Consider the following 25582-nt stretch of genomic DNA (forward strand, 5'->3'; position numbering starts at 1 on the left):
CAACCAAGGGGTCTGCTCGTGACAACAATAGTTAGTGTTCGCCGTAACGGCCATGTCGTTATCGCCGGTGATGGCCAGGCCACGCTGGGCAACACCGTGATGAAAGGCAACGTGAAGAAAGTGCGTCGTCTGTACAACGACAAAGTGATCGCTGGTTTCGCTGGCGGCACCGCTGACGCCTTCACCCTGTTCGAACTTTTCGAACGTAAGCTGGAGATGCATCAGGGCCATCTGGTGAAAGCCGCCGTTGAGCTGGCGAAAGACTGGCGTACCGACCGCATGCTGCGCAAGCTGGAAGCGCTGCTCGCCGTCGCTGACGAAAACGCGTCGCTTATCATCACCGGTAACGGTGACGTGGTTCAGCCAGAAAACGATTTGATTGCGATTGGCTCCGGCGGGCCATATGCCCAGGCCGCCGCTCGCGCGCTGCTGGAAAACACCGAAATGGGCGCTCGCGACATCGCCGAGAAAGCGTTGGATATTGCAGGGGATATCTGCATCTATACCAACCACTTCCACACCATCGAAGAATTACCTTCTAAAGCGTAAGGATCTCCCATGTCTGAAATGACCCCACGCGAAATTGTCAGCGAACTGGACAAACATATTATCGGCCAGGACGCAGCCAAGCGTTCTGTTGCTATCGCCCTGCGTAACCGCTGGCGCCGTATGCAGCTTAATGAAGAGCTGCGTCATGAAGTCACACCGAAAAACATTCTGATGATTGGCCCGACCGGCGTCGGTAAAACCGAAATCGCCCGTCGTCTGGCGAAACTGGCCAACGCGCCGTTCATCAAAGTTGAAGCGACCAAGTTCACCGAAGTGGGCTATGTTGGTAAAGAAGTGGACTCTATCATCCGCGATCTGACCGACGCCGCGATCAAAATGGTCCGCATGCAGTCCATCGATAAAAACCGCTATCGCGCCGAAGAAATGGCCGAAGAGCGTATCCTCGACGTGCTGATCCCCCCGGCGAAAAACAACTGGGGCCAGGCTGAACAGCCGCAGGAGCCTTCAGCTGCGCGTCAGGCATTCCGCAAGAAATTGCGCGAAGGCCAGCTTGACGACAAAGAGATCGAAATCGACCTCGCCGCGGCGCCAATGGGCGTTGAAATCATGTCCCCTCCGGGCATGGAAGAGATGACCAGCCAGCTGCAGTCCATGTTCCAGAACCTGGGCGGCCAGAAACAGAAACCGCGTAAGCTGAAAATCAAAGACGCGATGAAGCTGCTTATCGAAGAAGAAGCGGCGAAGCTGGTTAACCCGGAAGAGCTGAAGCAAGAAGCTATCGACGCCGTTGAACAGCACGGTATCGTGTTTATCGACGAAATCGACAAGATCTGTAAGCGCGGCGGCAACTCCTCCGGCCCGGATGTGTCTCGTGAAGGCGTTCAGCGCGACCTGCTGCCGCTGGTTGAAGGCTGCACCGTCTCCACTAAACACGGGATGGTGAAAACCGATCACATTCTGTTTATCGCCTCCGGCGCGTTCCAGGTCGCCAGCCCATCCGATCTGATCCCGGAACTGCAGGGCCGTCTGCCGATCCGCGTTGAGCTGAAAGCGCTGACCACCCATGATTTCGAACGTATTCTGACCGAGCCGAATGCTTCCATCACCGTGCAGTACAAAGCGCTGATGGCCACCGAAGGCGTGAATATCGAATTCACCGAAGATGGTATCAAGCGTATCGCTCAGGCCGCATGGCAGGTTAACGAAACCACCGAAAACATTGGCGCGCGTCGCCTGCACACGGTGCTGGAACGTCTGATCGAAGATATCTCTTATGATGCCAGCGAAATGAACGGCCAGACGGTGACCATCGACGGTGATTATGTCGGTAAACACCTGGATGTTCTGGTGGCAGATGAAGATCTGAGCCGTTTTATCCTATAATCCGGTTCAATGCATTTTCATCACACACGATGGGGCTATGATAGCCCCATTTTTTTGGCTGAAAGAAATGACTGAACAACCGATAACACGCACCAGGGCCTGGCTTGAAAGCCTGCGTCCCAAAACATTACCTCTGGCGTTCGCCGCTATCGTCGTCGGCACCGCGTTGGCGTGGCAGCAAGGCCACTTCGATCCGCTGGTCGCGCTGCTGGCGCTCATCACCGCCGGTTTGCTGCAAATTTTATCTAATCTCGCCAATGATTATGGCGACGCCGTTAAAGGCAGCGATAAACCTGACCGTATTGGGCCGCTGCGCGGAATGCAAAAAGGCGCCATCACCCAATCGCAGATGAAACGCGCGCTGATCGTAACGGTAGCGCTGATTTGCCTTTCCGGCCTGGCGTTGCTGTTCTCCGCCTGGCAGACAATGGCGGACTTCATCGGCTTTATGGTGCTCGGCGGGTTGTCGATTATCGCGGCTATCACTTATACCGTCGGCACGCGTCCTTACGGCTATATTGGCCTTGGCGATATCTCGGTGCTGGTTTTCTTCGGCTGGCTGAGCGTTGTCGGCAGTTGGTATCTACAGGCGCACAGCATCGACGCGGTTATTTTTCTGCCCGCTACCGCCTGTGGCCTGCTGGCCGCCGCGGTGCTGAATATCAATAACCTGCGCGATATCGATAGCGACCGTTCGAACGGTAAAAATACGTTGGCGGTCCGTCTGGGGCCAATTAACGCTCGCCGTTATCACAGCGTCCTGCTGCTCGGCGCTCCGCTGTGCCTGGCGCTGTTTAACCTGCTGGCGCTGCGCAGCCTGTGGGGCTGGCTGTTTATTCTCGCCATTCCGCTACTGGTGAAGCAGGCGCGTTTCGTCATGCGTGAGCGCGAACCGGTGGCGATGCGTCCGATGCTCGAACGCACGGTCAAAGCGGCATTATTAACCAACCTGCTGTTTGTCATCGGGATTATCGGCAGTAAGCTGGCGGCATAACTGACAAATATCAATTAACAATTGATGATTTTGCAAACAATGCAGTTCACGGGATATACTAAAAATTCTCGCAGCAACTGAACGTTAAGCCTATGAAATACGATACTTCCGAGCTTTGCGACATCTACCAGGAAGATGTCAATGTCGTGGAACCGCTGTTTTCCAACTTTGGAGGGCGGTCGTCGTTTGGTGGACAGATCATTACGGTAAAATGTTTCGAGGATAACGGGTTGCTCTACGATCTGCTCGAGCAGAATGGCCGTGGTCATATTCTCCTCATCGACGGCGGCGGTTCCGTGCGACGCGCGTTAATTGACGCAGACCTGGCGCGTCTGGCGGTACAAAACGAATGGGAAGGGCTGGTGGTCTATGGCGCGGTGCGCCAGGTTGACGACCTGGAAGATTTAGATATCGGTATCCAGGCGTTAGCCGCCATTCCAGTGGCCGCTGCAGGGGAAGGTATCGGCGAAAGCGACGTGCGCGTCAATTTCGGCGGCGTCACCTTCTTCTCCGGCGATCATCTGTATGCCGACAATACCGGTATCATCCTTTCCGAGGATGCGCTGGATATCGAATAACGCTTCGGCTACGCCGTAATAAAAAAGGCCTTCTCACTGAGAAGGCCTTTTTGCTATGCCGAGAAACTTAGTACAGTTTCTTCGCGCAATCCATCCAGTCAGACTTGAACGGACGCTTCATATTTTCGATAGCATCGATGATGTCGTGGTGAACCAGCTTCTCGTTCTGGATACCGACACAGCGGCCGCCAAAGCCCTGCAGCAGCAGTTCAATAGCATATGCGCCCATGCGGGAAGCCAGAATACGGTCGTAAGGAACCGGAGAGCCGCCGCGCTGAATGTGACCCAGCACGGTCGCACGGGTTTCACGGCCCGTTTCTTTCTCAATGAAGCTAGCCAGTTCGTCAACGTCGCACATGTGCTCGGTGATGGCCACGATCGCGTGTTTCTTACCTTTCGCGATGCCGGCTTTGATTTCAGCCACCAGATCGTCGCGGGTATATTCTACTTCCGGCACCATGATGAACTCACAGCCGCCGGCAATCGCCGCCGCCAGCGTCAGATCGCCACAGTAGCGGCCCATCACTTCCACCACAGAGATACGCTGGTGCGAAGAGGAGGTGTCACGCAGGCGGTCAATAGCTTCAACAACGGTACTCAGCGCGGTAAAGAAACCGATGGTGTAGTCAGTACCTTTGATGTCGTTGTCGATGGTGCCCGGCAGGCCGATGCAAGGGAAACCCATCTCGGTCAGACGCATCGCACCCATATAGGAACCGTCGCCGCCGATAACAACCAGCGCGTCCAGGCCGCGCTTTTTCATATTTTCAATGGCGACTGCGCGAATATGCTCTTCGCGGAATTCCGGGAAGCGAGCGGAGCCGAGGAAGGTACCGCCACGGTTGATCATGTCTGACACGCTGTAACGGTCAAGCTGAACCATACGATCTTCATACAGGCCGAGGTAACCGTCATAGATTCCAAAAACTTCCAGACCTTCCGTTAATGCCGCGCGCACAACGCCGCGAATTGCTGCGTTCATGCCCGGCGCATCACCGCCACTTGTCAACACACCGATTTTCTTAATCATGACTACCTCTGAACTTAGGAAGCAAAAAATAATCCTGTTGCCTGAAGCGCTCCCATACCAGGAGTGCACGACGATAATTGCAATAGTATATCAAACGCTTCTGGCTGAATTGATTCAGGTCAGACCAAATGGCGGTAATTTATACAAAAAATGCCTACCCGCCCCACATTTTTACATCGAGTTTACAGACTATAACCGAAAGCTCAAAAAACGCCCTGCTGCGCCGGCGGCACCACAGAACAGGGATCCTGATGGATAATCACATCCGATCCCGGGAAACGGCGCAAAATAGCCTGCTCCACCTGGTCGGCGATCACGTGCGCCTGCACCAGCGGGAGGTTATCTTCCATTTCCAAATGTATTTGAATAAAGCGAGTCGGCCCTGACTGCCGCGTTCGTAGATCGTGCGCGCCGCTGACGCCGGGCCAGCTGTTCACGATACTGATGATTTCCTGACGTTCCTCATCCGGAAGCGCGCGGTCTAATAACGATTGCACCGCGTCGTAACCCATACGCAGCGCGCTATATAAAATATAGATGCCAATCCCTAATGCAAACAGCGCATCGGCACGGTGCCAGCCGTACCAGGAGAGGCCGAGGGCGATAAGAATAGCGCCGTTCATCATAACATCAGACTGATAATGAAGCATATCCGCGCGCACGGCCTGGCTCTGGGTTTTTCTGACCACCCAGCGCTGAAAGGTCACCAGCATCAGGGTGCTTATCAAGGCGATCAGCGTCACCACCATCCCGACGCCTGCCGCCTGCATCGGTTCAGGGCGAATCAGATGCTGGATCCCGGTCAGGAACAGAAACAATGCCGAACCGGAGATAAACATGCTCTGCGCCAGCGCCGCCAGCGATTCCGCTTTCCCATGGCCAAAAGTATGTTCTTCATCAGCGGGTTGTAGCGAGTAACGCACCACCAGCAGGTTGGTCAGCGAGGCGGCAATATCCACCAGCGAATCCACCAGCGCCGCCAGAATACTCACCGAACCGGTATACCACCACGCAAAAATTTTGATCAAAAGTAACACGGAGGCCATCGCCGTCGCGGCAATAGCCGCGCGACTTACCAGCCGCCCATAAGATTGATTCATAAACGCTCCTTTTCCGGCGATGCGCTTAGTATAACCTGAACTTTTACCCTGAAGATGAACGGGCATGCGGCGGCTGAGGCGAAAAAAAGACAAAAAAAACCCCCACATCATGTGGGGGAAGACAGGGATGGTGTCTATGGCAAGGAAAACAGGGTTTGTTACTTGGGTTGCACGGTACTGCTACTACTGGAAAGCATCATGGCTGAGCCTTTCTGCATCCTTGCAACCTCACGCAACTGATCCATACGCTGCTGGTGCTTAGCATTTAAAACCGCTTGCTGCTCAGGGGTTAGCAGGTGGTACATCTGGTTGCGGACTTTCGCCATTTCTACCTGGCGGGCAACCTGTTCCTGCGCCATCTTTTCTGCCTGAGCGCGCACAGCGCTTTCATCAAATTTATCTGCGGTGACAAGGCTATGCATTGTCTCCAGTTCGCTAACATTAACAGGGAGCCGGTCATGGCGCGCCCGTTGCATAAGATCCCGTAACTGCTGTCGTTGCTGTTCGGTTAGACTTATGCCGTCAAACATATGGCTCTGGCCGCTGCGCTGGGCTCCCTCTTCACCGTGGAGCCAGTTAACGCCGGTAACGACTTCAGCGGCTTGGCTAGTAGCACTTAGCGCCAGCGTTGAGGCCATGACGGCAGCGATAACATTGCGCATCACATACTCCCAAAACGTTTGTGTCGCGATTCAACGAGAGACAGTTTACGATTCAGGCTGCAAACATGCGTCAGGGGGTGTAAAACAACGTAAAGTCATGGATTAGCGAGCCTTGATGACGTAATTTCTGCCTCGGAGGTATTTAAACAATGAATAAAATCCTGTTAGTTGATGATGACCGGGAGCTCACCTCCCTGTTAAAAGAGCTGCTCGATATGGAAGGTTTTAATGTGCTCGTTGCCCATGACGGTGAACAGGCGCTGGCGCTTCTTGACGACAGCATTGATCTCCTTTTGCTTGATGTGATGATGCCGAAGAAAAACGGTATCGACACGCTTAAAGAATTACGTCAGACACACCAGACCCCGGTTATCATGCTAACGGCGCGCGGAAGCGAGCTGGATCGCGTTCTCGGCCTCGAACTCGGGGCGGATGACTATTTGCCTAAGCCGTTTAACGATCGCGAGCTGGTGGCGCGTATACGCGCGATTCTGCGTCGTTCTCACTGGAGCGAGCAGCAGCAGACCACCGAATCCGGTTCTCCGACCCTGGAAGTGGATGCGTTAAGCCTCAATCCGGGCCGTCAGGAGGCCAATTTTGATGGGCAAACGCTGGAGTTGACCGGCACCGAGTTCACTCTGCTGTATCTGCTGGCGCAGCATCTTGGTCAGGTGGTGTCACGTGAACACTTAAGCCAGGAAGTGCTGGGCAAGCGGCTGACGCCGTTCGACCGCGCTATCGATATGCATATTTCCAACCTGCGGCGTAAGCTGCCGGAGCGTAAAGACGGCCATCCGTGGTTTAAAACATTGCGCGGACGCGGCTATCTGATGGTTTCTGCTTCATGATTGGAAGTTTAACCGCACGCATCTTCGCCATCTTCTGGCTCACGCTGGCGCTGGTGTTGATGCTGGTACTGATGTTGCCCAAGCTGGACTCGCGCCAGATGACCGAGCTGCTGGAAAGCGAGCAACGTCAGGGCATCATGATTGAGCAACACGTCGAGGCCGAACTGGCGAACGACCCACCTAACGACCTGATGTGGTGGCGACGCCTGTTTCGCGCCATCGATAAGTGGGCGCCGCCTGGGCAGCGGCTGTTGTTGGTCACCAGCGAAGGCCGCGTGATCGGCGCAGAACGCAACGAAATGCAGATCATTCGTAACTTTATCGGCCAGGCCGATAACGCCGATCATCCGCAGAAGAAGCGTTACGGACGCCTGGAGATGGTCGGGCCGTTTTCCGTCAGGGATGGTGAAGATAATTATCAACTTTATCTCATCCGCCCTGCCAGCACTTCACAATCCGACTTCATCAACCTGCTGTTTGACCGTCCGCTATTACTGCTTATCGTGACGATGCTGGTCAGCGCCCCGCTGCTGCTATGGCTGGCGTGGAGCCTGGCGAAACCGGCGCGCAAGCTGAAAAACGCCGCCGATGAAGTGGCCCAGGGTAACCTGCGGCAGCATCCGGAGCTGGAAGCCGGTCCGCAGGAGTTTCTGGCCGCCGGGGCCAGCTTTAACCAGATGGTGACCGCGCTTGAGCGAATGATGACCAGCCAGCAGCGGCTGCTGTCGGATATCTCGCACGAGCTACGCACGCCGTTAACCCGTCTGCAGTTAGGCACCGCGCTGCTGCGCCGCCGCAGCGGTGAAAGCAAAGAGCTGGAGCGGATCGAAACCGAAGCGCATCGGCTGGACAGCATGATCAACGACCTGCTGGTGATGTCGCGTAATCAGGCGAAAAACGCGCTGGTCAGCGAGACGGTGAAAGCGAATCAGCTGTGGGGCGAAGTGCTGGACAACGCGGCATTTGAAGCCGAGCAGATGGGGAAATCCTTTACCGTTGAGTATCCGCCGGGCCCCTGGCCGCTATACGGTAACCCCAATGCGCTGGAAAGCGCGCTGGAAAATATCGTGCGCAACGCGCTGCGCTACTCGCACACGAAAATTTCGGTCAGCTTCTCGGTGGATAAAGACGGAATCACGGTCAACGTCGATGATGACGGCCCGGGCGTCAGCCCGGAAGATCGCGAACAGATTTTCCGTCCGTTCTATCGTACCGACGAAGCTCGCGATCGCGAGTCCGGCGGCACCGGTCTGGGGCTGGCGATTGTCGAAACGGCGATCCAGCAACATCGCGGCTGGGTTAAAGCCGACGATAGCCCGCTGGGTGGTCTGCGTTTAACAATCTGGCTGCCGCTGTATAAACGCACCTGAGCCTGTCCCGGCTTGCGCTACGCTGAGCCGGGCTACGGGTTGCAACGTTCAATATGGGGGAATTATTTCCCCCATAATCTCCGCGAATTATCCTCGATTTGCCCGCTTAAACGCCGCTTCTGCATCGTTCTGCTCCAGCTTACCGACAGGCCCGCCGCCGATAACAGACGGTGATACTGGTCGTCGTCAAACGGCATATGCCAGGCAATTGCTCCGGCCTCATGTACGCTCACATCGCTTAGTCGCGATACCAGCTCCAGCGGCGCATCGCTGGAGACCTGGCCGCCGGCGATAATGCGGTAGAGCCAGCCAACCTTGCCGCTGTTTTGCATCAGTTGCGCCATGTCGCTAATACCGAAATGGTAATTCAGTTTGAAGCAGGGAGAGCGCGGTTGAGTGACCTGAATCAGCGCCTCGCCCCAACGAAAGATATCGCCGATATAGACGTTTTTTTCCGTTAGCCCTTCGGTAGAAAGGTTTTCGCCGAATGCGGGTGCGCAGAACAGATCGGCCTGCTGCGGGAATTCGCGGATCCAGTCGAGATAATGCTCGCGGGGGTAGTGGCACAACGCACGATCCGGCCCGCCGTGAATTTTCTTTTCCGCCTGCTCGTCCCCTTCCAGTCCGAGCTCGCCGAGCTGTAATTCGCCATCGACCTGGATTTTACCAATTGCGCTGGGGCGGCTACCGTCGTAGTCCCTGATTTTGCCGACAAAGACATTCACCGGATAATGCATTGCTGCTCTCCTTGCTACGGATATAAAAAAAGCGAGTCATCAGACTCGCTTCTCTCTTAGCACAATGCAACCTTATTTTTTGGCGGCAAAACGCGCTGCTGCTTCGTCCCAGTTAACCACGTCCCAGAAGGCTTTGATGTAGTCCGGGCGACGGTTCTGGAATTTCAGGTAGTAAGCGTGTTCCCACACATCCAGGCCGATAATCGGGAAACCGGAAGCGCCGGAAATGGCTTCGCCCATCAGCGGGGAGTCCTGGTTAGCGGTAGAAACGACGGCCAGTTTGTCGCCTTTCAGCACCAGCCACGCCCAGCCGGAACCAAAGCGGGTTGCTGCCGCTTTTTCGAATTCAGCTTTGAAATTGTCCACGGAACCGAAATCACGCTCGATAGCGGCTTTCAGGTCGCCCTGCAGGGTGGTGCCGGTTTTCAGGCCTTTCCAGAACAGGCTGTGGTTAGCGTGGCCGCCCGCGTTGTTACGCAGTACGGTTTTTTTGTCAGCCGGCAGTTGATCCAGTTTGGTGATCAGCTCTTCCGCGGACAGGTTAGCGAATTCCGGCAGGCTTTCCAGCGCTGCGTTAGCGTTGTTAACGTAGGTCTGGTGATGCTTAGTATGATGGATCTCCATCGTCTGCTTGTCGAAATGCGGTTCCAGAGCATCGTAAGCGTACGGCAGGGATGGCAGTGTATAACTCATAATCATCTCCATTATTATCGGGCGGCAGAGGGTGTTAACGCCGCGTAAGCAGTCGGTTCATTATAGTTAATTAAATGATATTGAAAATGATTATCAATGCCGTAGTTTTACTAAGGTTATACCCAAAATAGATACACCCCAGTTTGTGAGCCAAAACAACTCATTAAGCCCCTGATTGCCAGAGTTTCGCCTGGCGTGGCAACAGCTCAAAGGCGTAAAAACTGCGCAATTTTTACACTCATCGCATCGGAGAGAGTCTATCCAACCCAAAAACAGATGAGGGTAAAGGCAATGAATCATGCGATTACGATGGGAATTTTTTGGCATTTAATCGGCGCCGCCAGTGCCGCCTGTTTTTATGCCCCTTTCAAGAAGGTGAAACACTGGTCGTGGGAAACCATGTGGTCGATCGGCGGGATTGTCTCCTGGCTGATTCTGCCGTGGGCGATAAGCGCCATGCTGCTGCCCGATTTCTGGGCCTACTACCGCTCGTTTAGCGCTTCCACGCTGCTGCCGGTGTTTTTGTTCGGCGCGATGTGGGGCATCGGTAACATCAACTATGGCCTGACCATGCGCTATCTGGGGATGTCGATGGGTATCGGTATCGCTATCGGCATTACGCTTATCGTCGGTACCTTAATGACGCCGATCCTCAACGGCCACTTTGATGTGTTGATTCACACCAAAGGCGGACAAATGACCCTGCTCGGCGTGCTGGTGGCGGTGATTGGCGTGGGTATCGTTACCCGCGCCGGCCAGCTTAAAGAGCGCAAAATGGGCATCAAAGCGGAAGAGTTCAACCTGAAAAAAGGGCTGATGCTGGCGGTAATGTGCGGTATTTTCTCCGCCGGCATGTCATTCGCGATGAATGCCGCTAAACCAATGCATGAAGCCGCCGCGGCGCTGGGCGTCGACCCGCTGTATACCGCGCTGCCAAGCTACGTGGTGATCATGGGCGGCGGCGCGCTGGTTAACCTCGGCTTTTGTTTTATTCGCCTTGCCAAAGTGAAGGATTTGTCGCTAAAAGCCGACTTCTCACTGGCAAAACCGCTTATCATCAGCAACATTCTGCTTTCCGCATTGGGCGGGCTAATGTGGTATCTGCAGTTCTTCTTCTATGCCTGGGGCCACGCCAGTATCCCGGCGCAGTATGACTACATGAGCTGGATGCTGCATATGAGCTTCTACGTACTGTGTGGCGGGCTGGTTGGGCTGGTGCTGAAAGAGTGGAACAACGCCGGACGCCGCCCGGTCAGCGTGCTCAGCCTCGGCTGCGTGGTGATTATCATCGCCGCGAATATCGTCGGCCTGGGAATGGCTAACTGATTTCCCCTTACGCGGCGGCGCGACTGCGCTGCCGCCACTGTCCCGGCGTCATGCCAATTTCCCGATTAAACACCACCGAAAAATAGTTACTGTCCTCAAACCCGCACTGCATGGCGATCTCGCCGATTAACCGCTCGGTATGCTGCAGTAAATACTGCGCATGGCAGATCCGCAGCTGGCGCAAATAGTGAGTTATCGTCATTCCCGTTTGCTGACGAAACTGCTGGCGTAGCGCGCGTTCGCTGCAGCCTTCATGCAGACAGAAGCTATCCAGATTAAAGGGGCGATTCAGACTTCCGGCCAGCGCCGTTAGCAGTTTATCGAGCTGTGTTTCGCTTTGCGTCGCCGCCAGATTATCAGTGGCGTAGCGATAGCGCTGGAGCGTTAGCGCCAGTTGGGCAAACAGCAGTTCCGCCATGCTATCCGCCTGCGCATCCTGCCGCGCGCTTTCGTGCTCCAGCTGGTTAATCACCTGCCTGACCTGCGCCATCCCGCTGCTGCCGATCCGCCAGTGCGGCTGCCACGGCGTGCCGAATAATCCCGGAATATGCGCCGCCCAGTCAAAATTGAGCCGCAGCCGATCCGGACAATAAATAATATTCTGCAGCACCAGGTCATTGACCGACGCATAAGAGTGTTTATCTTCCGCGCGGATATAAAAGAGATCGCCGCGGGTAATCCGCCACGGGCGATCGTTGAGGATATGCAGACCGTTGCCGCGCCACACCAGCACCAGCTCGCAAAATTCATGGGTATGCTCGGCGAAGACGTTTTGCGGGTAGCGGTCAGCCACCGCCACCGCCTGCGTGGGGGAGGCAAAAAACTCATCTTTGCGAAGCACCAGCTGACCTGCCACAACTTTCACTCCCGACGCGGAAACCAACCATTATTCGCATTTTGGTGAGGCAATACGTTGACTCTTCTCGCGTTACTGAAGAATAGCGTCGCGCCCCTGGCGAATATCGCGCGGCGACCAGTCGAATTCACGGCGAAATAGCGTCGAAAAATGGTTACTGTCGCCGAAACCGCAGCGATAAGCGATTTCTGTCACGCTATCATCGCTGTGGCGCAGCAGGTGCCGCGCTTTCATCAGGCGCACCCGGTTGAGATAGCGCTGGGGCGTCAGCCCGGTTTGCAGCTTTAACTGACGATGCAGGGTGCGTAAAGAGAGCGAAAACTGCGCCGCCACCTCCTCCCAGCATATCTCTTCGGCAAAATGGTCTTCCAGCCAGGCCATTAGTTGATTCAGCCGCGCCTCGTGGTTGCCGGCGCCTTCCGCCAGGCTGTTGCTGTGCAGCAGCACCAGTAGCTGCATAAAAAGGATCTCACGGCTGGCGATGGTATGCGGCTCGACGCCCGGGCCGATCTTTTCCATCTGACCGACGATTTGCCGCACCTGCTGTAGCACCGTTTGGTTGACCCGCCAGTGTGAAAGATAGTTGCCGTCCTGTTCTTGTGGCAGCAGCTGGTTCACGCCGGTCAGAAAACGAAAAGCATCCGGCGCGCGGTAAAGCACGTTGGTCAGACACAGGTTATTGGTGTGTTCGTAAAGATGGCGATCGTGATCGCGAATAAAGCAGACCGAACCGCCGCTGATGGTATAGGGCTGGCCGTTGAAAACGTGGATGCCCGTCCCCTGCTCAACGATAACAATTTCATGAAAATCATGATGATGCTCTGGAAAGGCCGCTTGTGGAAGGCGCGGTTCAATCGCCACCGCCGAGACGCCGGCCTTAAAAAAATCCGTACAGTGCAACACGGTCATAGCAGCCTCCACGAATGAGAAAAATTATCAACCGTCGTCGCAAATAGTAATTAAGGGCTGGCAATCCGGCCTTCAATTTTTGACCGCAAACCGCGTAAAGCCTGCCGTTTTTTCAAGAACCAGCCGGAAATATCCGGAACTGCGGCCAGCATCACACCCCGCCTCACGCCGCCTATAAAACGAAACTGTGACGCTTCTCACGGTCACCTTTGCTTTGTTGCCAGCCACCCGCTTTCGCTGTCAGTAGCGAGAAGGTGACGCAGAGACGCCTTTTTTAGACTGCCTGTAATGATTTTAAGAAGGGTCGTGCCATGAGTATTCGTCATTGTGTCGCCGTTGATTTAGGCGCTTCCAGCGGTCGGGTCATGCTCGCGAATTATGCAACCGCGACGCGATCGCTGACGCTGCGCGAGGTTCATCGTTTCACTAACCGCCTGCAGAAAGTGGATGGCTACGATTGCTGGGATATCGATAGCCTGGAAGCGGAAATCCGCCGCGGGCTGGTGAAGGTGTGCGAACAGGGGATCCTGATCGACAGCATCGGTATCGACACCTGGGGCGTCGATTTCGTCTTGCTGGATAAGCACGGCCAGCGCGTCGGCCTGCCGGTTTCCTATCGCGATAGCCGCACTCACGGCCTGATGGCGCAGGCAATCGAACACCTCGGCCGCGCCAATATCTACTGCCGCAGCGGCATCCAGTTTCTGCCGTTCAACACCCTTTATCAGCTGCGGGCGCTGGTCAGCCAGCAGCCGACGCTGGCGGAACAGGTCGCCCACGCGCTGCTGATCCCGGACTATTTCAGCTACCGCCTGACCGGCGCAATGAACTGGGAATACACCAACGCCACCACCACGCAACTGGTCAATATTAATAGCGATAGCTGGGATGACGAGCTGCTCCGCTGGAGCGGCGCGAAACCGGACTGGTTCGGTACGCCGACGCATCCGGGCAATGTTATCGGTCACTGGATCTGCCCGCAGGGTAACCGCATCCCGGTCGTTGCCGTCGCCAGCCACGATACGGCCAGCGCCGTCATCGCCTCGCCGCTGGCGGATAAAAATGCCGCCTATCTCTCATCGGGCACCTGGTCGCTGATGGGCTTTGAAAGTAAAACGCCTTACACCAGCCAGCAGGCGCTGAAGGCGAATATCACTAATGAAGGCGGCGCCGAGGGGCGCTATCGGGTGCTGAAAAATATCATGGGCCTATGGCTGCTGCAGAGGGTACTGCAGGAGCACAACATTAGCGATCTGCAGGCGCTGATTGTCGACACGGAGCAGCTGCCGGCCTGTCGTTACCTGATTGATTGCAATAACGATCGCTTTATCAACCCGGCCAATATGAGCGCCGAAATTCAAGCCGCCTGCGCGGAGTCCGCTCTGCCGATCCCGGTCACTCCCGCCGAACTGGCGCGCTGCATTTTCGACAGCCTGGCGCTGCTGTATGCCCGGGTATTGGACGAACTGGCCGCACTCCGCGGCCACCCTTTCAGCCAGCTGCATATCGTCGGCGGCGGCTGCCAGAACGCGCTGCTTAACCAGCTGTGCGCCGATGCCTGCGGCCTGCCGGTGGTGGCGGGCCCCATTGAAGCCTCCACGCTTGGCAATATCGGCATCCAGTTGATGGCGCTGGATGAACTCCAAAACGTCGATGAATTCCGTCAGGTGGTACGCGACAACGCGTCGCTCATCACTTTCGCCCCGCATTCAGATAGCGAAATTGCCCGCTTCGTCGCGCAATTTCAGCCACAACCTACAAAGGAGCTTTGCGCATGACCACTCAACTTGAACAAGCCTGGGAAATTGCTAAGCAGCGCTATGCCGCCGTCGGCGTAGATGCCGAGGAAGCTCTGCGTCAGCTGGACCGCCTGCCGGTATCAATGCACTGCTGGCAGGGCGATGACGTGGCGGGCTTTGAAAACCCGGAAGGAAACTTAACCGGCGGCATTCAGGCCACCGGCAACTATCCCGGCAAAGCGCGCAATGCCCAGGAACTACGCGCCGATCTCGAACAGGCGCTCAGCCTGATACCGGGGCCGAAGCGCCTTAATCTGCACGCGATTTATCTCGAATCCGCCACGCCGGTAGCGCGTAATGAAATCAGGCCGGAACACTTTAAGCACTGGGTGGAATGGGCCAAACGCCACCAGTTGGGGCTCGATTTTAACCCTTCCTGCTTCTCGCATCCGCTCAGCGCCGACGGCTTTACGCTGTCGCACGCCAACCCGGAGATTCGTCAGTTCTGGATCGATCACTGTAAAGCCAGCCGCCGTATCTCCGCTTATTTCGGCGAGCAGCTTGGGACGCCATCGGTAATGAATATCTGGGTGCCGGACGGCATGAAAGATATTACCGTCGACCGCTTCGCCCCGCGCCAGCGTCTGCTGAACGCGCTGGATGAGGTCATTAGTGAAAAGCTCGATCCGGCGCACCATATCGACGCCGTTGAGAGCAAGCTGTTCGGTATCGGCGCCGAAAGCTATACCGTTGGCTCCAATGAATTCTATATGGGCTACGCCGCCAGCCGTCAGACCGCGTTGTGCCTGGATGCCGGCCACTTCCATCCGACGGAAGTCATCTCCGACAAAATCTCCGCCGCCATGCTCTATATCCCGCGCCTGCTGCTGCACGTCAGCCGCCCGGTACGCTGGGACAGCGATCACGTGGTGCTGCTGGATGACGAAACCCAGGCCATCGCCAGCGAAATTATCCGCCACAACCTGTTCGACCGCGTGCATATCGGCCTCGACTTCTTTGATGCCTCCATCAACCGCATCGCGGCGTGGGTTATCGGCACCCGCAACATGAAAAAAGCCCTGCTGCGCGCGCTGCTGGAGCCGACGGCACTGCTGCGCCAGCTGGAAAACGACGGCGATTACACCGCCCGGCTGGCGCTGCTCGAAGAGCAGAAATCGCTGCCGTGGCAGGCGATCTGGGAAATGTACTGCCAGCGTCACGATACGCCGGCAGGCAGCCAGTGGCTGGAAAACGTGCGGGCCTATGAAAAAGACGTGCTGAGCCAGCGCGGCTAATGCCTGACTTTCCCCGGATTGCGCCGTATGGGGTTTATTCGGGGAGTCACACCTATTACGAATCAACAGGAAAGACAAGACTATGCACAACATCATCAATTCATGGTTCGTTCAGGGCATGATCAAAGCCACCTCCGACGCCTGGCTTAAAGGCTGGGACGAACGTAACGGCGGCAATCTGACGCTGCGCCTGGATGAAGCGGATATCGCGCCCTTCAAAGCCGATTTTCACCCCCAGCCGCGCTATATCGCCTTAAGCCAGCCGATGCCGGAACTGGCTAATCAGCCGTTTATCGTCACCGGTTCCGGTAAATTCTTCCGTAACGTGCAGCTCGATCCCGCCGCCAACCTTGGGGTGGTGAAAGTGGACAACGACGGCGCGGGCTACTTCATTCTGTGGGGGCTGACGGAAGAAGCCGTGCCGACCTCGGAACTGCCGGCGCATTTCCTGTCGCATTGCGAGCGCATCAAAGCCACCGGCGGCAAAGACCGCGTGATCATGCACTGCCATGCCACCAACCTGATCGCCCTGACCTACGTGCTGGAGAACAACAGCGATCTGTTCACCCGCAAGCTATGGGAAGGCAGCACCGAATGCCTGGTGGTGTTCCCGGACGGCGTCGGCATTCTGCCGTGGATGGTGCCGGGTACCGACGAGATTGGCCAGGCGACCGCCGGCGAAATGCAGAAACACTCTCTGGTGCTGTGGCCATTCCACGGCGTCTTCGGCAGCGGCCCGACGCTGGATGAAACTTTCGGCCTGATCGATACCGCCGAGAAATCCGCCGAGGTATTGGTGAAAGTCTATTCGATGGGCGGCATGAAACAGACGATAAGCCGCGAAGAATTGATTGCGTTAGGCCAACGCTTTGGCGTCACGCCGCTGGCCAGCGCGCTGGCGCTCTAAGAAAGCGAGCCGCCTTGTAAGGAGAATCATCATGAGCTTTATGTTGGCACTACCGAAAATCAGCCTGCATGGCGCGGGCGCGATCGGCGATATGGTAAACCTGGTCGCAGACAAGCAGTGGGGAAAAGCGCTGATTGTCACCGATGGTCATCTGGTGGAAATGGGCCTGCTCGATAGCCTGTTTCAGGCGCTGGAAGCGCATCAACTGTCTTATCATCTGTTCGATAAGGTCTTTCCGAACCCAACCGAGGCGCTGGTTCAGCAAGGTATCGCCGCATTCCGTGCGGCGCAGTGTGACTATATTATCGCCTTTGGTGGCGGCAGCCCGATCGATACCGCTAAGGCGGTGAAAATCCTCAGCGCTAACCCGGCGCCATCGACGGCCTATTCCGGCGTGGGCAAAGTGAAAAATGCCGGCGTGCCGCTGGTGGCAATTAACACCACCGCCGGAACCGCCGCCGAAATGACCAGCAACGCGGTGATTATCGATAGCGAACGTCAGGTGAAAGAGGTCATCATCGACCCGAACATCATCCCGGATATTGCCGTCGACGACGCTAGCGTCATGCTGGATATTCCGCCGTCGGTTACCGCCGCGACCGGTATGGATGCGTTAACTCATGCCATTGAGGCGTTTGTCTCCGTCGGCGCCCATCCGCTGACCGACGCCAACGCGCTGGAAGCGATTCGCTTAATTCACCAGTGGCTGCCGCTGGCCGTTGATGACGGGCACAATCTGCAGGCCCGCGAGCAGATGGCATACGGCCAGTATCTGGCAGGGATGGCGTTCAACAGCGCAGGTCTTGGTCTGGTACACGCGCTGGCGCACCAGCCGGGCGCAACCCACAATCTGCCGCACGGCGTTTGTAATGCCATCCTGCTACCGATTATCGAAAACTTTAACCGCCCGAACGCGGTGGCGCGTTTTGCCCGCATCGCCCAGGCGATGGGCGTCGATACGCGCGAAATGAGCGATGAAACCGCCAGCATGGCGGCGATTAACGCGATTCGCGCGTTGAGCAAACGAGTCGGTATTCCTGAAGGTTTTAGCCAGCTTGGCGTGAGTAAGGCTGATATCGAAGGCTGGCTGGATAAAGCGCTGGCCGACCCCTGCGCGCCCTGTAACCCGCGTAGCGCCAGCCGCGACGAGGTGCGCGAGTTATACCTGGAGGCGTTATGATCCGCAAAGCCTTTGTGATGCAGGTCAATCCCGACGCCCACGAGGAGTATGAGCGCCGTCATAATCCCATCTGGCCGGAACTGGAAGCGACGCTGAAAGCGCATGGCGCCCACCACTATGCGATCTATCTCGATAAACAGCGCCATCTGCTATTCGCCACGGTGGAAATTGAATCGGAAGCCCGCTGGAATGCGGTGGCGGAAACCGAGGTCTGCCAACGCTGGTGGCGCTATATGCGCGAGGTGATGCCGACGAATCCGGATAACAGCCCGCTAAGCGCTGAACTGAGTGACGTGTTTTACCTTGCGTAATAAAGAAAACGCCTGAGCAATCAGGCGTTTTTGCTACCAGAGGGATTAGGCATTTTTGCGCACAAAGAAACCGTAGCAGCAGGCGCCCATAAATAGCAGTATTCCACCGAGAATAAATACGTTGGTAAAGTGCCCGGTAGCATCAAGAATAATGCCGGTGATAATCGGCGCCAGCGCCGCGCCGAGAAAGCCGCCAAAGTTCTGGATAGCACCCAATGAGGCGACCTGTTCTTTTGGCGCCATATCGGTCGCTAACGTCCAGATCACGCCGGAAGGCATTTGTGAACAGAAGTAGCCCAGCGTCAGCAGGGCGATCGCAACGCCGCTATTATCAACAAACGGAATCGGCATCACGAAGCAGGCCGCCAGCGCGGCTCCCGCCACAATCGGCACTTTACGCGCGGTAACGGCGTTCATCCCTTTACGCACCAGTCTGTCAGAAAGCATCCCGCCACACAGCACGCCGATAATACCGGCAAAGAAAGGAATAGAGGCGATAAAACCGGTCTGTTTGAGGCTAAAGCCCAGCGAGGTTTCCAGATATCCCGGCAGCCATGTCAGATAAACCCAAATGGTAAACATGATGCAGAAGTTACCGGCAATCATGAACCACGTGGTTTTCCGGCGAAACAGTTCGCCCCAGCTGACCTTCGGCTGCTCACCTTCGGGACGCATGACTTTGCCGGTGTTTATCAGCATCGCCTCGCGCGCGTCCGGGTCGCGATAAAATTTAAGCCACGCCAGCAACAATGGCAGTCCGAGCAGGCCGACAACCATGAACATGCCGCGCCAGCCGATCCATAACAGCAAAATAGTCAGCACCGGCGGCGCTATCGCATTGGCGATTTGCGAACCGGTATTGATAATCGATGTCGGCAGCCCGCGCTCTTTCTCCGAGAACCAGCTCTGGGTGATCTTGATACCGGAAGTGAAGAACGGTGACTCCGCCACGCCCAGCAGCATGCGCAAACCATAGAAGAAGCTATAGGTGTTCACGAAGCCCATTAAGAACGTCACCGCTGACCATAACCCCAGCGCGCCGCTGAACATTTTCTTCGCGCCAAAGCGGTCTACCAGCCAGCCGGCGGGTAAATTCGCCAGCGCATAGGGCCAGAGAAACGCTGACAATAACAGCCCCATTTCAGTACCAGAGAAGCCAAACTCCCTGGCGATGGTGGTGTTCGCGATACTCAGGTTGGCGCGATCGAGGTAATTGACCACCGCGGCCAGCAGCAGGATTAAAATAATGCCCCAACGTCGACGCGAGAGTTTCGGCGCCGCAATCGCTTCAGCCGCCGTTTGATTAAGCGAACTCATAAACCCTCCTCCAGCAAGGCGCGATCGATTTTCATCACTGCTTTACGGATATGTTGCCGCTCGCCATCGCGCGGATGGCAGCACGGACGATGGATGTCCTGTGGAAAGAAAATGGCGAACATGCCAGGCTTCAGGGTTATCTGCGTCTCCTCTTCTTCAACCTGCCAGAACAGGATGTCCTGCTGCGGCGTCCGATCCTCGGTAACGCAATGACTGCCGCTTTCAGCGCGGCTGACACCCATCCGCTCCTCGCCGAAAATCAGATACTGAATATCAATGAACTGCTTGTGCGACTCCGGCCGCGCCTGCGCGAAAGGCACGCTCTCCATCTCCTGTAGCAGGCAGAAAAGTTTCCCCGGGATCAGGTCGATTTTCCCCGGCGCGAAGCGCTGGAAATCCTGGCTGGCGATAAACGCCAGCGCCTGGCGGATCGCCGGATGAAACGCGGCATGTTGCGCAGACCACGCCTGCAGACTCGATACGATCATAACGATCCCTCCCTTAGCTGGCGATCCGCTGCTGCCACAGTTCAGTCCCGGCGCGGATCTGGTCGAGGATCACCGTCAGCCCCCAGAATTTGCTCAGCACATCGTCTTTATTAACCCGGCAGGCATCGCTGTCGAAGGTCCCCAGCCGTTGATGGTAAATTTTGGCGTTTTTCGGGTAGCCCAGCGTTTCGGTTACCGCACCCAGCGACAGAAATATCGCCAGTTCATCGGCCAGCGCCCGCTGATTTTTGCCTTCCCGCCACAGCCAGCCGTACAGTTCGGGATGGAAGTTGGTGAACACGCCGCTGAAACCTTCGGCGCCCGCCAGCATCGCCGGCCAGGCGATCGCGGCATTGGCGTTAATGACCTTCAGCGGGGTTCCCTGCGCCAGACGCACGCGGCGCTCAACGGTTGGCAGATCGCAGCTCACATCTTTCAGCACCACGAAACGACCACTGTTGGCGCACCAGGCGAACTCGTCGTCGCTAAGCAGGCGGCGATACGGCGCCGGGCACTCGTACAGCCCCAGCGGCATGGAAGAAGGCAAAGCCGCTAACAGCGATTGCAGGGTAGCGAAAAAGACTTCACTGCCCTCATTACGCGGATCGAGATGATTAGTGACCAGCACCAGCGCATCAATGCCGGTCTGCGCCATTGCCAGCAACTCCTCTTTTTGCGCCGCCAGATCATCGCTGATATGGCCCGAGGCAATGACTGGAATGCGTCCCGCCACGCGTTGCACCACGAAACGCGCCAGCTCGACACGCTCCTGTAGGCTGAGATATTGCATTTCGCTGGACTGGCAGACGGCAAAAAGCGCATCCACGCCCTTTGCCAGATACCAATCAATCAGCTTCGCCAGCGCCGGATAATCAATCTGGTCGTCAGCGGTAAAAGGGGTCAGCATGACGGGTACAACACCGTTAATCGTTTTCATCTTATTTTTCCTGGATTAGAGGGTACGGAGTCGGGCACTTGCCTGCGCAAAGTCAGGCATGTTGGAAGCCCCCTCCAGCTCGACGGCCAGAGAGGCGAAAGCAGAGGCCCAGGTCGCGGCCTGAACCAGGGTGTTGCCGGCAGCCAGCGAGGCGGCGAGCGCGCCATTAAACGCATCGCCAGCGCCGGTGGTATCGACGGTGACCGCCGGAAAGGCGCGAATTTGGCTAAACTGGCGATTATCCAGCAGCAGCGCTCCGCGCGACCCCATGGTAATCAGAACTTTCTTTACACCTAATTCAGCGATGCGCAGCGCGGCTTCTTTGGCAGTATCAACATCGTGAATGTCGATACCGGATAATAATGAAGCCTCGGTTTCATTCGGTGTAATCACATCGATATAAGGGATGCTTTTGATTATTTCCGCCGAGTATGGCGCCGGATTGAGAATGACTGTCTTACCGAGTTCCCTGGCGATCTTTATTAGCGAATGGGTGGCGTCAAAATTATTCTCAAGCTGAACAAGTAAAACGTCGGAGGCGGACAACTCTGGAATAATCGCCTCAATCTCATTATGCGTTATTGTAGTATTGGCGCCAGAGTAAATAGCAATCATATTTTCGCCATTTTCCTGCGAAACATAAATAATGGCATTGCCGGTAGGTTCGCTCTCAGATTGATAAAGCGTATAGGAGTGTATTTCTGAACGAGTGAGATGATCGGCCGCCAGGTGACTAAACTGATCCTTGCCCACCTTAGCGACAAAATGGACCTGCGCGCCGGCTTTACTGGCCGCCGTCGCCTGATTCGCCCCCTTGCCACCGGGCCCAAGGCTGCTGGCGAGCGCCAGTAGCGATTCTCCGCCGCGCGGAAAACGCTCCACTCGAGCCACGATATCCACATTAAATGAGCCGAATACACACACTTTGCCGTTCATCGATTTTCCTTTCTGCTGACCGCTCGCCGTAGGTTTCCGATGGTTAATCGGCTGCAGCAGCACGCCGAAACTATCACCGGTTTCAGAAATAAGTTCAGCCTTTAAATTGTGCCGGGAAATAATCGCTCCGCCATAACAACGTTGCACCAACCCCATTTCTGCAAGAATATTTAAATCACTGCGAATGGTTTCTTTTGAAACACTAAAATAAGCAGCAAAATAATTAACAAAACCACGCTCATGATCGTTTAAATATTTCAGGATATGCTTTCTACGTTCTTCTAAAAACATAATAGGCCCCAATGTCACGAATTAAGTATACGAACCCCTTCCGGAAGGAAGAGTGACATCAATCCCATGTTTTCAGGCAAAACGGAAGGAAACAAAAATGGAAAAACAATGAAGAAATTGAGTGAATAAATAATTCACTCAATCATTAATGGGAAATGAAATAATCTTCTGCGCATCAGAATAAAATGCGCAGATTCTGACTAATTTTGCTCTGCCACCAGCAGCGCCTGGGTATCCGGCTCCAGCGCCTGAAAGAGGTGTTCCCGATCGGCCGGGTAGCAGATGTAATCCCCTTCTCCCAGCTCTTCCGGCGCTTCGGTAAGACCAACGCGCGCGCGCCCCTGAGTGATAATAATATGTTCGACCGACCCGGGCGGGTGCGGGTGCGAGATCCGATCGGCGCCGGGCTGCGTCAACAGCAGATAGATGTCGCGACGCGCGCCGGGGGGACAAGCCGCCAGCAAAATGGCCTGATAGTTGGCCTGCTCAGCAACCACTTTGGTGCCTTCGCCGCGGCGAATCACCTGGGTCTGGTTGGCCTGCGGCTCCAGTAAGCGGGCGAAGGGAATGTCCAGCGCCACGCACAGCGCCCATAATGTTTCCAGGCTAGGGTTGCCATTGCCGGATTCCAGCTGTGACAGGGTCGATTTGGCTATCCCGGCGCGGCGCGCCACCTCCGCCAGTGAGAGCCCGGTGCGCGAGCGCTCGCGCGTCAGGCTTTTAGCAATTACGCTGATGGGCTGTGTCATACACCGCTCCTCGTATTTTATATCGAACGAATCGTTCGTCTTGAAAAACCATTCTGTTGCGTTCATTATAATGGAAATTCGTTCGATATGGCTAAAGCGTATGCGTTACAAATTTTCCTGTCTCAGTGGAGACACCATTAAAGCAATCATTCTGGTATGCCTGGCGGTCGGCGTGGTTGGCATGTCTTACGGTTCATTAGCGATGGCCTACGGTTTTCCACTGTGGGTGCCGTTTGTCCTTTCCATTACGGTGCTGGCCGGCGCCTCTGAGTTTATGTTTATCGGTATTGTCGCCAGCGGCGGTAACCCGCTCGCCGCGGCGGCGGCAGGTTTACTGGTGAACGCCCGCCACGTTCCTTTTGGCGTCACCGTGCGCGATCTGGTCGGCGCCCGCGCCGCCAGCCTGCTCGGCTGCCATATTATGAATGATGAGAGCGTGGTGTTCGGCCTGTCGCAGAAAACCCCGGAGCAGCGTAAAGCCGCCTACTGGCTCTGCGGGCTGGGCGTGGCGCTCATCTGGCCGCTCGGTACCCTGCTGGGCGCCGGCGTCGGTAAATTATTACCCGCACCGGAAACCATCGGCCTGGATGCGGTATTCCCGGCTATCCTGCTGGCGCTGGTGGTACCAGCTTTTAAAAAACGTACCACACTGATTCGTGCCTGCAGCGGCGCGGTTATTTCGCTGGCCGCCGTGCCCTTCGCGCCGGTTGGATTACCGGTTCTGCTCTCATTGTTTGGCTTACTGGCGAGGAAAAAATAATGGGCAATATGACGCTGTTTATCGCCGGGATCGCGATTCTGTCGATCGGCACATATCTGATGCGTTTGGGTGGGGCAAAGCTTGGCAGTCGTTTAGCGTTTTCCGAGCGCTCGCAGGCGCTGCTTTCTGATGCCGCGACGGTGTTGCTATTTTCCGTGGCGCTGGCGACCACTTTTTATGAAGGCGAGCATTTTTCCGGCATGGCGCGGGTACTGGGCGTCGGTTTTGCCGTCTTCCTTGCCTGGCGCAAGATGCCGCTTATCGTGGTGATTATCGCCGCGGCGGTGGTGACGGCGTTGCTACGCCTGGCGGGTATAAACTAAAAAAGCGCCCTGAGGCGCTCTTTCGACGGTAGTGGGTTGCCAGCTTATTTATTCAGCTCAGCGGTCATATGCACGCGGTTACCGCTAAATGCTTCGGTAATGGTGTAAGAAGATGCGCCGGCAGCCTGCGCCTGAGCGGCGATTTTCGCTTCCGCGGCGTCCATGGTGGAAGCGGTGGCGGTCACAGATTGCGCGGCGAAAGAACCGAAAGAAGCGGCCAGAGCGATAACAGCGACAAAAGTTTTGATGCTTTTCATGATATAAACCCTTTCATTTAGTTGTTTGGATAAGGCGCCGTGCCTTGATGTGATAAATAATAGTCTTCACATCCCGTAACTAAAAGCGGAAGGATTTGCTGTCATCTTTCAAAAAAACTGACCAACAATTAACCTGCAATCAGGCGCTGCGGATGAGTATAAATCGTCGCTCTGCCTGGCCTGCAGAAGCCCACCAGCGTCAGATTACAACGCTCGGCGACTTCAACCGCCAGGGTCGTCGCCGCGGAAACGGCAAACAGAATTTCCACCCCACACATTGCGGCCTTCTGTACCATCTCATAACTGGCGCGGCTGGAGACTAAGGCCGCGCCCTGCTGCCAGCCCTCTCCTTCTTCACTACGGCGCCCCAGCAGTTTATCCAGCGCAACGTGACGGCCTACATCTTCATGCCCGCCCGCCAGTTCGCCATCAGGGCGCACCCACGCGGCGGCGTGCGTACAGCCGGTCAGACGGCCGATAGGCTGAACCTCATTTAACTGTTTGAGCGCGCGATCGAGATGAGAGAGCGCAAAGGTCTGGCTAAAGGGCAGCGGCTCGACGGGCTTACCGATATCATTTAGCTGCTCGACGCCACATACTCCACAGCCGGTACGCCCGGCGAGCGCCCGGCGGCGCTCTTTCAGCCCCATAAACCGGCGGCTGGAGAGTTCGATTTGCACTTCTACCCCGTTACAGGCCTGCACCACGTCCATCCCGTAGATCTCTTGTCGACTTTGAATAATCCCTTCCGACAGGGAAAAACCGACGGCGAAATGTTCCAGGTCACGTGGCGTCGCCATCATGACAACGTGCGAGATGCCGTTATAGACCAGAGCGACGGGTACCTCTTCAGCTACCTCGTCTGGCTGAGGATGTTGTAAATCCTCGCGTTTCCAGAGGGTAATCTGGCGATAACCTGTGACATCTGTCACATTTTTGATTTGTTCAGGAAGGTTCTTATTCACTTTCATTTAACCGTATTGGAACAGGCATACACACAATGTGGTATTCTGTTTTTATATCCCTCCAGGACCGAGGGAAATTAACTCAATTCTGAACCTTTGCGGCCTTCACCGCAAAGTAAATAACTACATGT

28 protein-coding genes are annotated in these 25582 nt (G+C 55.9%); 14 read left to right on the top strand and 14 right to left on the bottom strand.

Going from position 1 to position 25582, the window contains the following annotated elements:
* The first annotated feature begins 18 nt into the window (after positions 1 to 18).
* The 4 genes from hslV to rraA all read left to right on the top strand — a co-directional run bounded on the left by hslV (position 19) and on the right by rraA (position 3465).
* A complete protein-coding gene (gene hslV, locus KGA69_RS05340) occupies positions 19 to 549 on the top strand; it encodes an ATP-dependent protease subunit HslV (protein ID WP_015368930.1) in 531 nt (176 codons plus the stop codon).
* A 9-nt stretch (positions 550 to 558) separates the two neighbouring features.
* Positions 559 to 1893, top strand: coding sequence for an HslU--HslV peptidase ATPase subunit (gene hslU / locus KGA69_RS05345; protein WP_045395296.1), 1335 nt, complete (start codon positions 559 to 561; stop codon positions 1891 to 1893).
* 67 nt (positions 1894 to 1960) lie between these two features.
* Positions 1961 to 2887 (top strand): 1,4-dihydroxy-2-naphthoate polyprenyltransferase, encoded by a 927-nt coding sequence (gene menA, locus KGA69_RS05350; protein ID WP_045395332.1) that lies wholly within the window; start codon positions 1961 to 1963, stop codon positions 2885 to 2887.
* A gap of 92 nt (positions 2888 to 2979) precedes the next feature.
* The gene (gene rraA, locus KGA69_RS05355) at positions 2980 to 3465 is read left to right on the top strand and encodes a ribonuclease E activity regulator RraA (protein ID WP_015703948.1); all 486 of its coding nucleotides are present in this window, start codon (positions 2980 to 2982) and stop codon (positions 3463 to 3465) included.
* 67 nt (positions 3466 to 3532) lie between these two features.
* Here rraA and pfkA read toward each other — a convergent pair whose 3' ends face one another.
* The 3 genes from pfkA to cpxP all read right to left on the bottom strand — a co-directional run bounded on the left by pfkA (position 3533) and on the right by cpxP (position 6257).
* Positions 3533 to 4495 (bottom strand): 6-phosphofructokinase, encoded by a 963-nt coding sequence (pfkA, locus tag KGA69_RS05360; RefSeq protein WP_015368934.1) that lies wholly within the window; start codon positions 4493 to 4495, stop codon positions 3533 to 3535.
* A gap of 203 nt (positions 4496 to 4698) precedes the next feature.
* Positions 4699 to 5595 carry a CDF family cation-efflux transporter FieF gene (fieF, locus tag KGA69_RS05365; protein ID WP_045395293.1) on the bottom strand — a complete coding sequence of 299 codons (897 nt, stop codon included), beginning with the start codon at positions 5593 to 5595 and terminating at the stop codon, positions 4699 to 4701.
* Between the two features lie 158 nt (positions 5596 to 5753).
* Complete coding sequence (gene cpxP / locus KGA69_RS05370; protein WP_015368936.1) at positions 5754 to 6257, bottom strand: cell-envelope stress modulator CpxP; 504 nt, start codon at positions 6255 to 6257, stop codon at positions 5754 to 5756.
* Positions 6258 to 6406: 149 nt separating this feature from the next.
* On the opposite strand from cpxP, the gene cpxR reads away from it, so the two are divergent.
* Together cpxR and cpxA are read left to right on the top strand one after the other, a co-directional pair.
* Positions 6407 to 7105, top strand: coding sequence for an envelope stress response regulator transcription factor CpxR (gene cpxR, locus KGA69_RS05375; protein WP_015368937.1), 699 nt, complete (start codon positions 6407 to 6409; stop codon positions 7103 to 7105).
* Positions 7102 to 8475, top strand: coding sequence for an envelope stress sensor histidine kinase CpxA (gene cpxA / locus KGA69_RS05380; RefSeq protein WP_015368938.1), 1374 nt, complete (start codon positions 7102 to 7104; stop codon positions 8473 to 8475). Before cpxR ends, cpxA begins: the two co-directional genes overlap by 4 nt.
* A gap of 62 nt (positions 8476 to 8537) precedes the next feature.
* Here the strand turns inward: cpxA and yiiM are convergent, their stop codons facing one another.
* Entirely contained in the window at positions 8538 to 9212 is a 675-nt protein-coding gene (yiiM, locus tag KGA69_RS05385; RefSeq protein WP_045395291.1) for a 6-hydroxyaminopurine reductase, read from the bottom strand.
* A gap of 72 nt (positions 9213 to 9284) precedes the next feature.
* Positions 9285 to 9905, bottom strand: coding sequence for a superoxide dismutase [Mn] (sodA, locus tag KGA69_RS05390; protein WP_015368940.1), 621 nt, complete (start codon positions 9903 to 9905; stop codon positions 9285 to 9287).
* A gap of 291 nt (positions 9906 to 10196) precedes the next feature.
* Here sodA and rhaT point away from each other — a divergent pair, with 291 nt between their 5' ends.
* Positions 10197 to 11231 (top strand): L-rhamnose/proton symporter RhaT, encoded by a 1035-nt coding sequence (gene rhaT / locus KGA69_RS05395; protein WP_032706783.1) that lies wholly within the window; start codon positions 10197 to 10199, stop codon positions 11229 to 11231.
* Positions 11232 to 11238: 7 nt separating this feature from the next.
* On the opposite strand, the gene rhaR is transcribed toward rhaT, so the two are convergent.
* Both rhaR and rhaS read right to left on the bottom strand, forming a co-directional pair.
* Complete coding sequence (rhaR, locus tag KGA69_RS05400; protein ID WP_213292889.1) at positions 11239 to 12087, bottom strand: HTH-type transcriptional activator RhaR; 849 nt, start codon at positions 12085 to 12087, stop codon at positions 11239 to 11241.
* A 72-nt stretch (positions 12088 to 12159) separates the two neighbouring features.
* Positions 12160 to 12996, bottom strand: coding sequence for an HTH-type transcriptional activator RhaS (gene rhaS, locus KGA69_RS05405; protein ID WP_045395289.1), 837 nt, complete (start codon positions 12994 to 12996; stop codon positions 12160 to 12162).
* Positions 12997 to 13307: 311 nt separating this feature from the next.
* On the opposite strand from rhaS, the gene rhaB reads away from it, so the two are divergent.
* The 5 genes from rhaB (at position 13308) to rhaM (ending at position 18428) form a co-directional block, all read left to right on the top strand.
* Positions 13308 to 14774: a rhamnulokinase gene (gene rhaB / locus KGA69_RS05410; RefSeq protein ID WP_063447501.1), complete on the top strand. Its 1467-nt coding sequence runs from the start codon at positions 13308 to 13310 to the stop codon at positions 14772 to 14774.
* Positions 14771 to 16030 carry an L-rhamnose isomerase gene (rhaA, locus tag KGA69_RS05415; protein ID WP_045395283.1) on the top strand — a complete coding sequence of 420 codons (1260 nt, stop codon included), beginning with the start codon at positions 14771 to 14773 and terminating at the stop codon, positions 16028 to 16030. The genes rhaB and rhaA overlap by 4 nt, the downstream gene beginning before the upstream one ends.
* An 82-nt stretch (positions 16031 to 16112) precedes the next feature.
* Positions 16113 to 16937: a rhamnulose-1-phosphate aldolase gene (gene rhaD, locus KGA69_RS05420; RefSeq protein WP_015368947.1), complete on the top strand. Its 825-nt coding sequence runs from the start codon at positions 16113 to 16115 to the stop codon at positions 16935 to 16937.
* A 31-nt stretch (positions 16938 to 16968) separates the two neighbouring features.
* Entirely contained in the window at positions 16969 to 18117 is a 1149-nt protein-coding gene (gene fucO, locus KGA69_RS05425) for a lactaldehyde reductase (RefSeq protein ID WP_213292890.1), read from the top strand.
* Complete coding sequence (rhaM, locus tag KGA69_RS05430) at positions 18114 to 18428, top strand: L-rhamnose mutarotase (RefSeq protein ID WP_063447503.1); 315 nt, start codon at positions 18114 to 18116, stop codon at positions 18426 to 18428. The genes fucO and rhaM overlap by 4 nt, the downstream gene beginning before the upstream one ends.
* Before the next feature lie 45 nt (positions 18429 to 18473).
* Here rhaM and KGA69_RS05435 read toward each other — a convergent pair whose 3' ends face one another.
* The 5 genes from KGA69_RS05435 to KGA69_RS05455 form a co-directional block, all read right to left on the bottom strand.
* The gene (locus KGA69_RS05435; protein ID WP_015368950.1) at positions 18474 to 19745 is read right to left on the bottom strand and encodes an MFS transporter; all 1272 of its coding nucleotides are present in this window, start codon (positions 19743 to 19745) and stop codon (positions 18474 to 18476) included.
* On the bottom strand, positions 19742 to 20233 hold the full coding sequence (locus KGA69_RS05440) for a NanQ anomerase/TabA/YiaL family protein (protein WP_213292891.1): 492 nt from the start codon (positions 20231 to 20233) through the stop codon (positions 19742 to 19744). The genes KGA69_RS05435 and KGA69_RS05440 overlap by 4 nt, the downstream gene beginning before the upstream one ends.
* A gap of 13 nt (positions 20234 to 20246) precedes the next feature.
* Positions 20247 to 21170, bottom strand: coding sequence for a dihydrodipicolinate synthase family protein (locus tag KGA69_RS05445; protein WP_045395277.1), 924 nt, complete (start codon positions 21168 to 21170; stop codon positions 20247 to 20249).
* Between the two features lie 15 nt (positions 21171 to 21185).
* Entirely contained in the window at positions 21186 to 22397 is a 1212-nt protein-coding gene (locus KGA69_RS05450; RefSeq protein WP_032712973.1) for a PfkB family carbohydrate kinase, read from the bottom strand.
* Positions 22398 to 22597: 200 nt separating this feature from the next.
* The gene (locus KGA69_RS05455) at positions 22598 to 23146 is read right to left on the bottom strand and encodes a helix-turn-helix domain-containing protein (protein WP_015368954.1); all 549 of its coding nucleotides are present in this window, start codon (positions 23144 to 23146) and stop codon (positions 22598 to 22600) included.
* A gap of 100 nt (positions 23147 to 23246) precedes the next feature.
* Between KGA69_RS05455 and KGA69_RS05460 the strand changes: the two genes are divergently transcribed.
* Together KGA69_RS05460 and KGA69_RS05465 are read left to right on the top strand one after the other, a co-directional pair.
* Entirely contained in the window at positions 23247 to 23906 is a 660-nt protein-coding gene (locus KGA69_RS05460; RefSeq protein WP_045395274.1) for an AzlC family ABC transporter permease, read from the top strand.
* The gene (locus KGA69_RS05465) at positions 23906 to 24229 is read left to right on the top strand and encodes an AzlD domain-containing protein (RefSeq protein WP_015368956.1); all 324 of its coding nucleotides are present in this window, start codon (positions 23906 to 23908) and stop codon (positions 24227 to 24229) included. The genes KGA69_RS05460 and KGA69_RS05465 overlap by 1 nt, the downstream gene beginning before the upstream one ends.
* Before the next feature lie 44 nt (positions 24230 to 24273).
* On the opposite strand, the gene KGA69_RS05470 is transcribed toward KGA69_RS05465, so the two are convergent.
* Together KGA69_RS05470 and fdhD are read right to left on the bottom strand one after the other, a co-directional pair.
* Positions 24274 to 24486: a YdgH/BhsA/McbA-like domain containing protein gene (locus KGA69_RS05470; RefSeq protein WP_045395271.1), complete on the bottom strand. Its 213-nt coding sequence runs from the start codon at positions 24484 to 24486 to the stop codon at positions 24274 to 24276.
* Positions 24487 to 24614: 128 nt separating this feature from the next.
* Positions 24615 to 25451 (bottom strand): formate dehydrogenase accessory sulfurtransferase FdhD, encoded by an 837-nt coding sequence (fdhD, locus tag KGA69_RS05475; RefSeq protein ID WP_045395330.1) that lies wholly within the window; start codon positions 25449 to 25451, stop codon positions 24615 to 24617.
* Positions 25452 to 25582: the final 131 nt, after the last annotated feature.

Origin of the sequence: Klebsiella sp. A52, assembly GCF_018388785.1 — a bacterium.
In the GTDB taxonomy this organism is placed as follows: Bacteria; Pseudomonadota; Gammaproteobacteria; order Enterobacterales; family Enterobacteriaceae; genus Klebsiella; species Klebsiella aerogenes.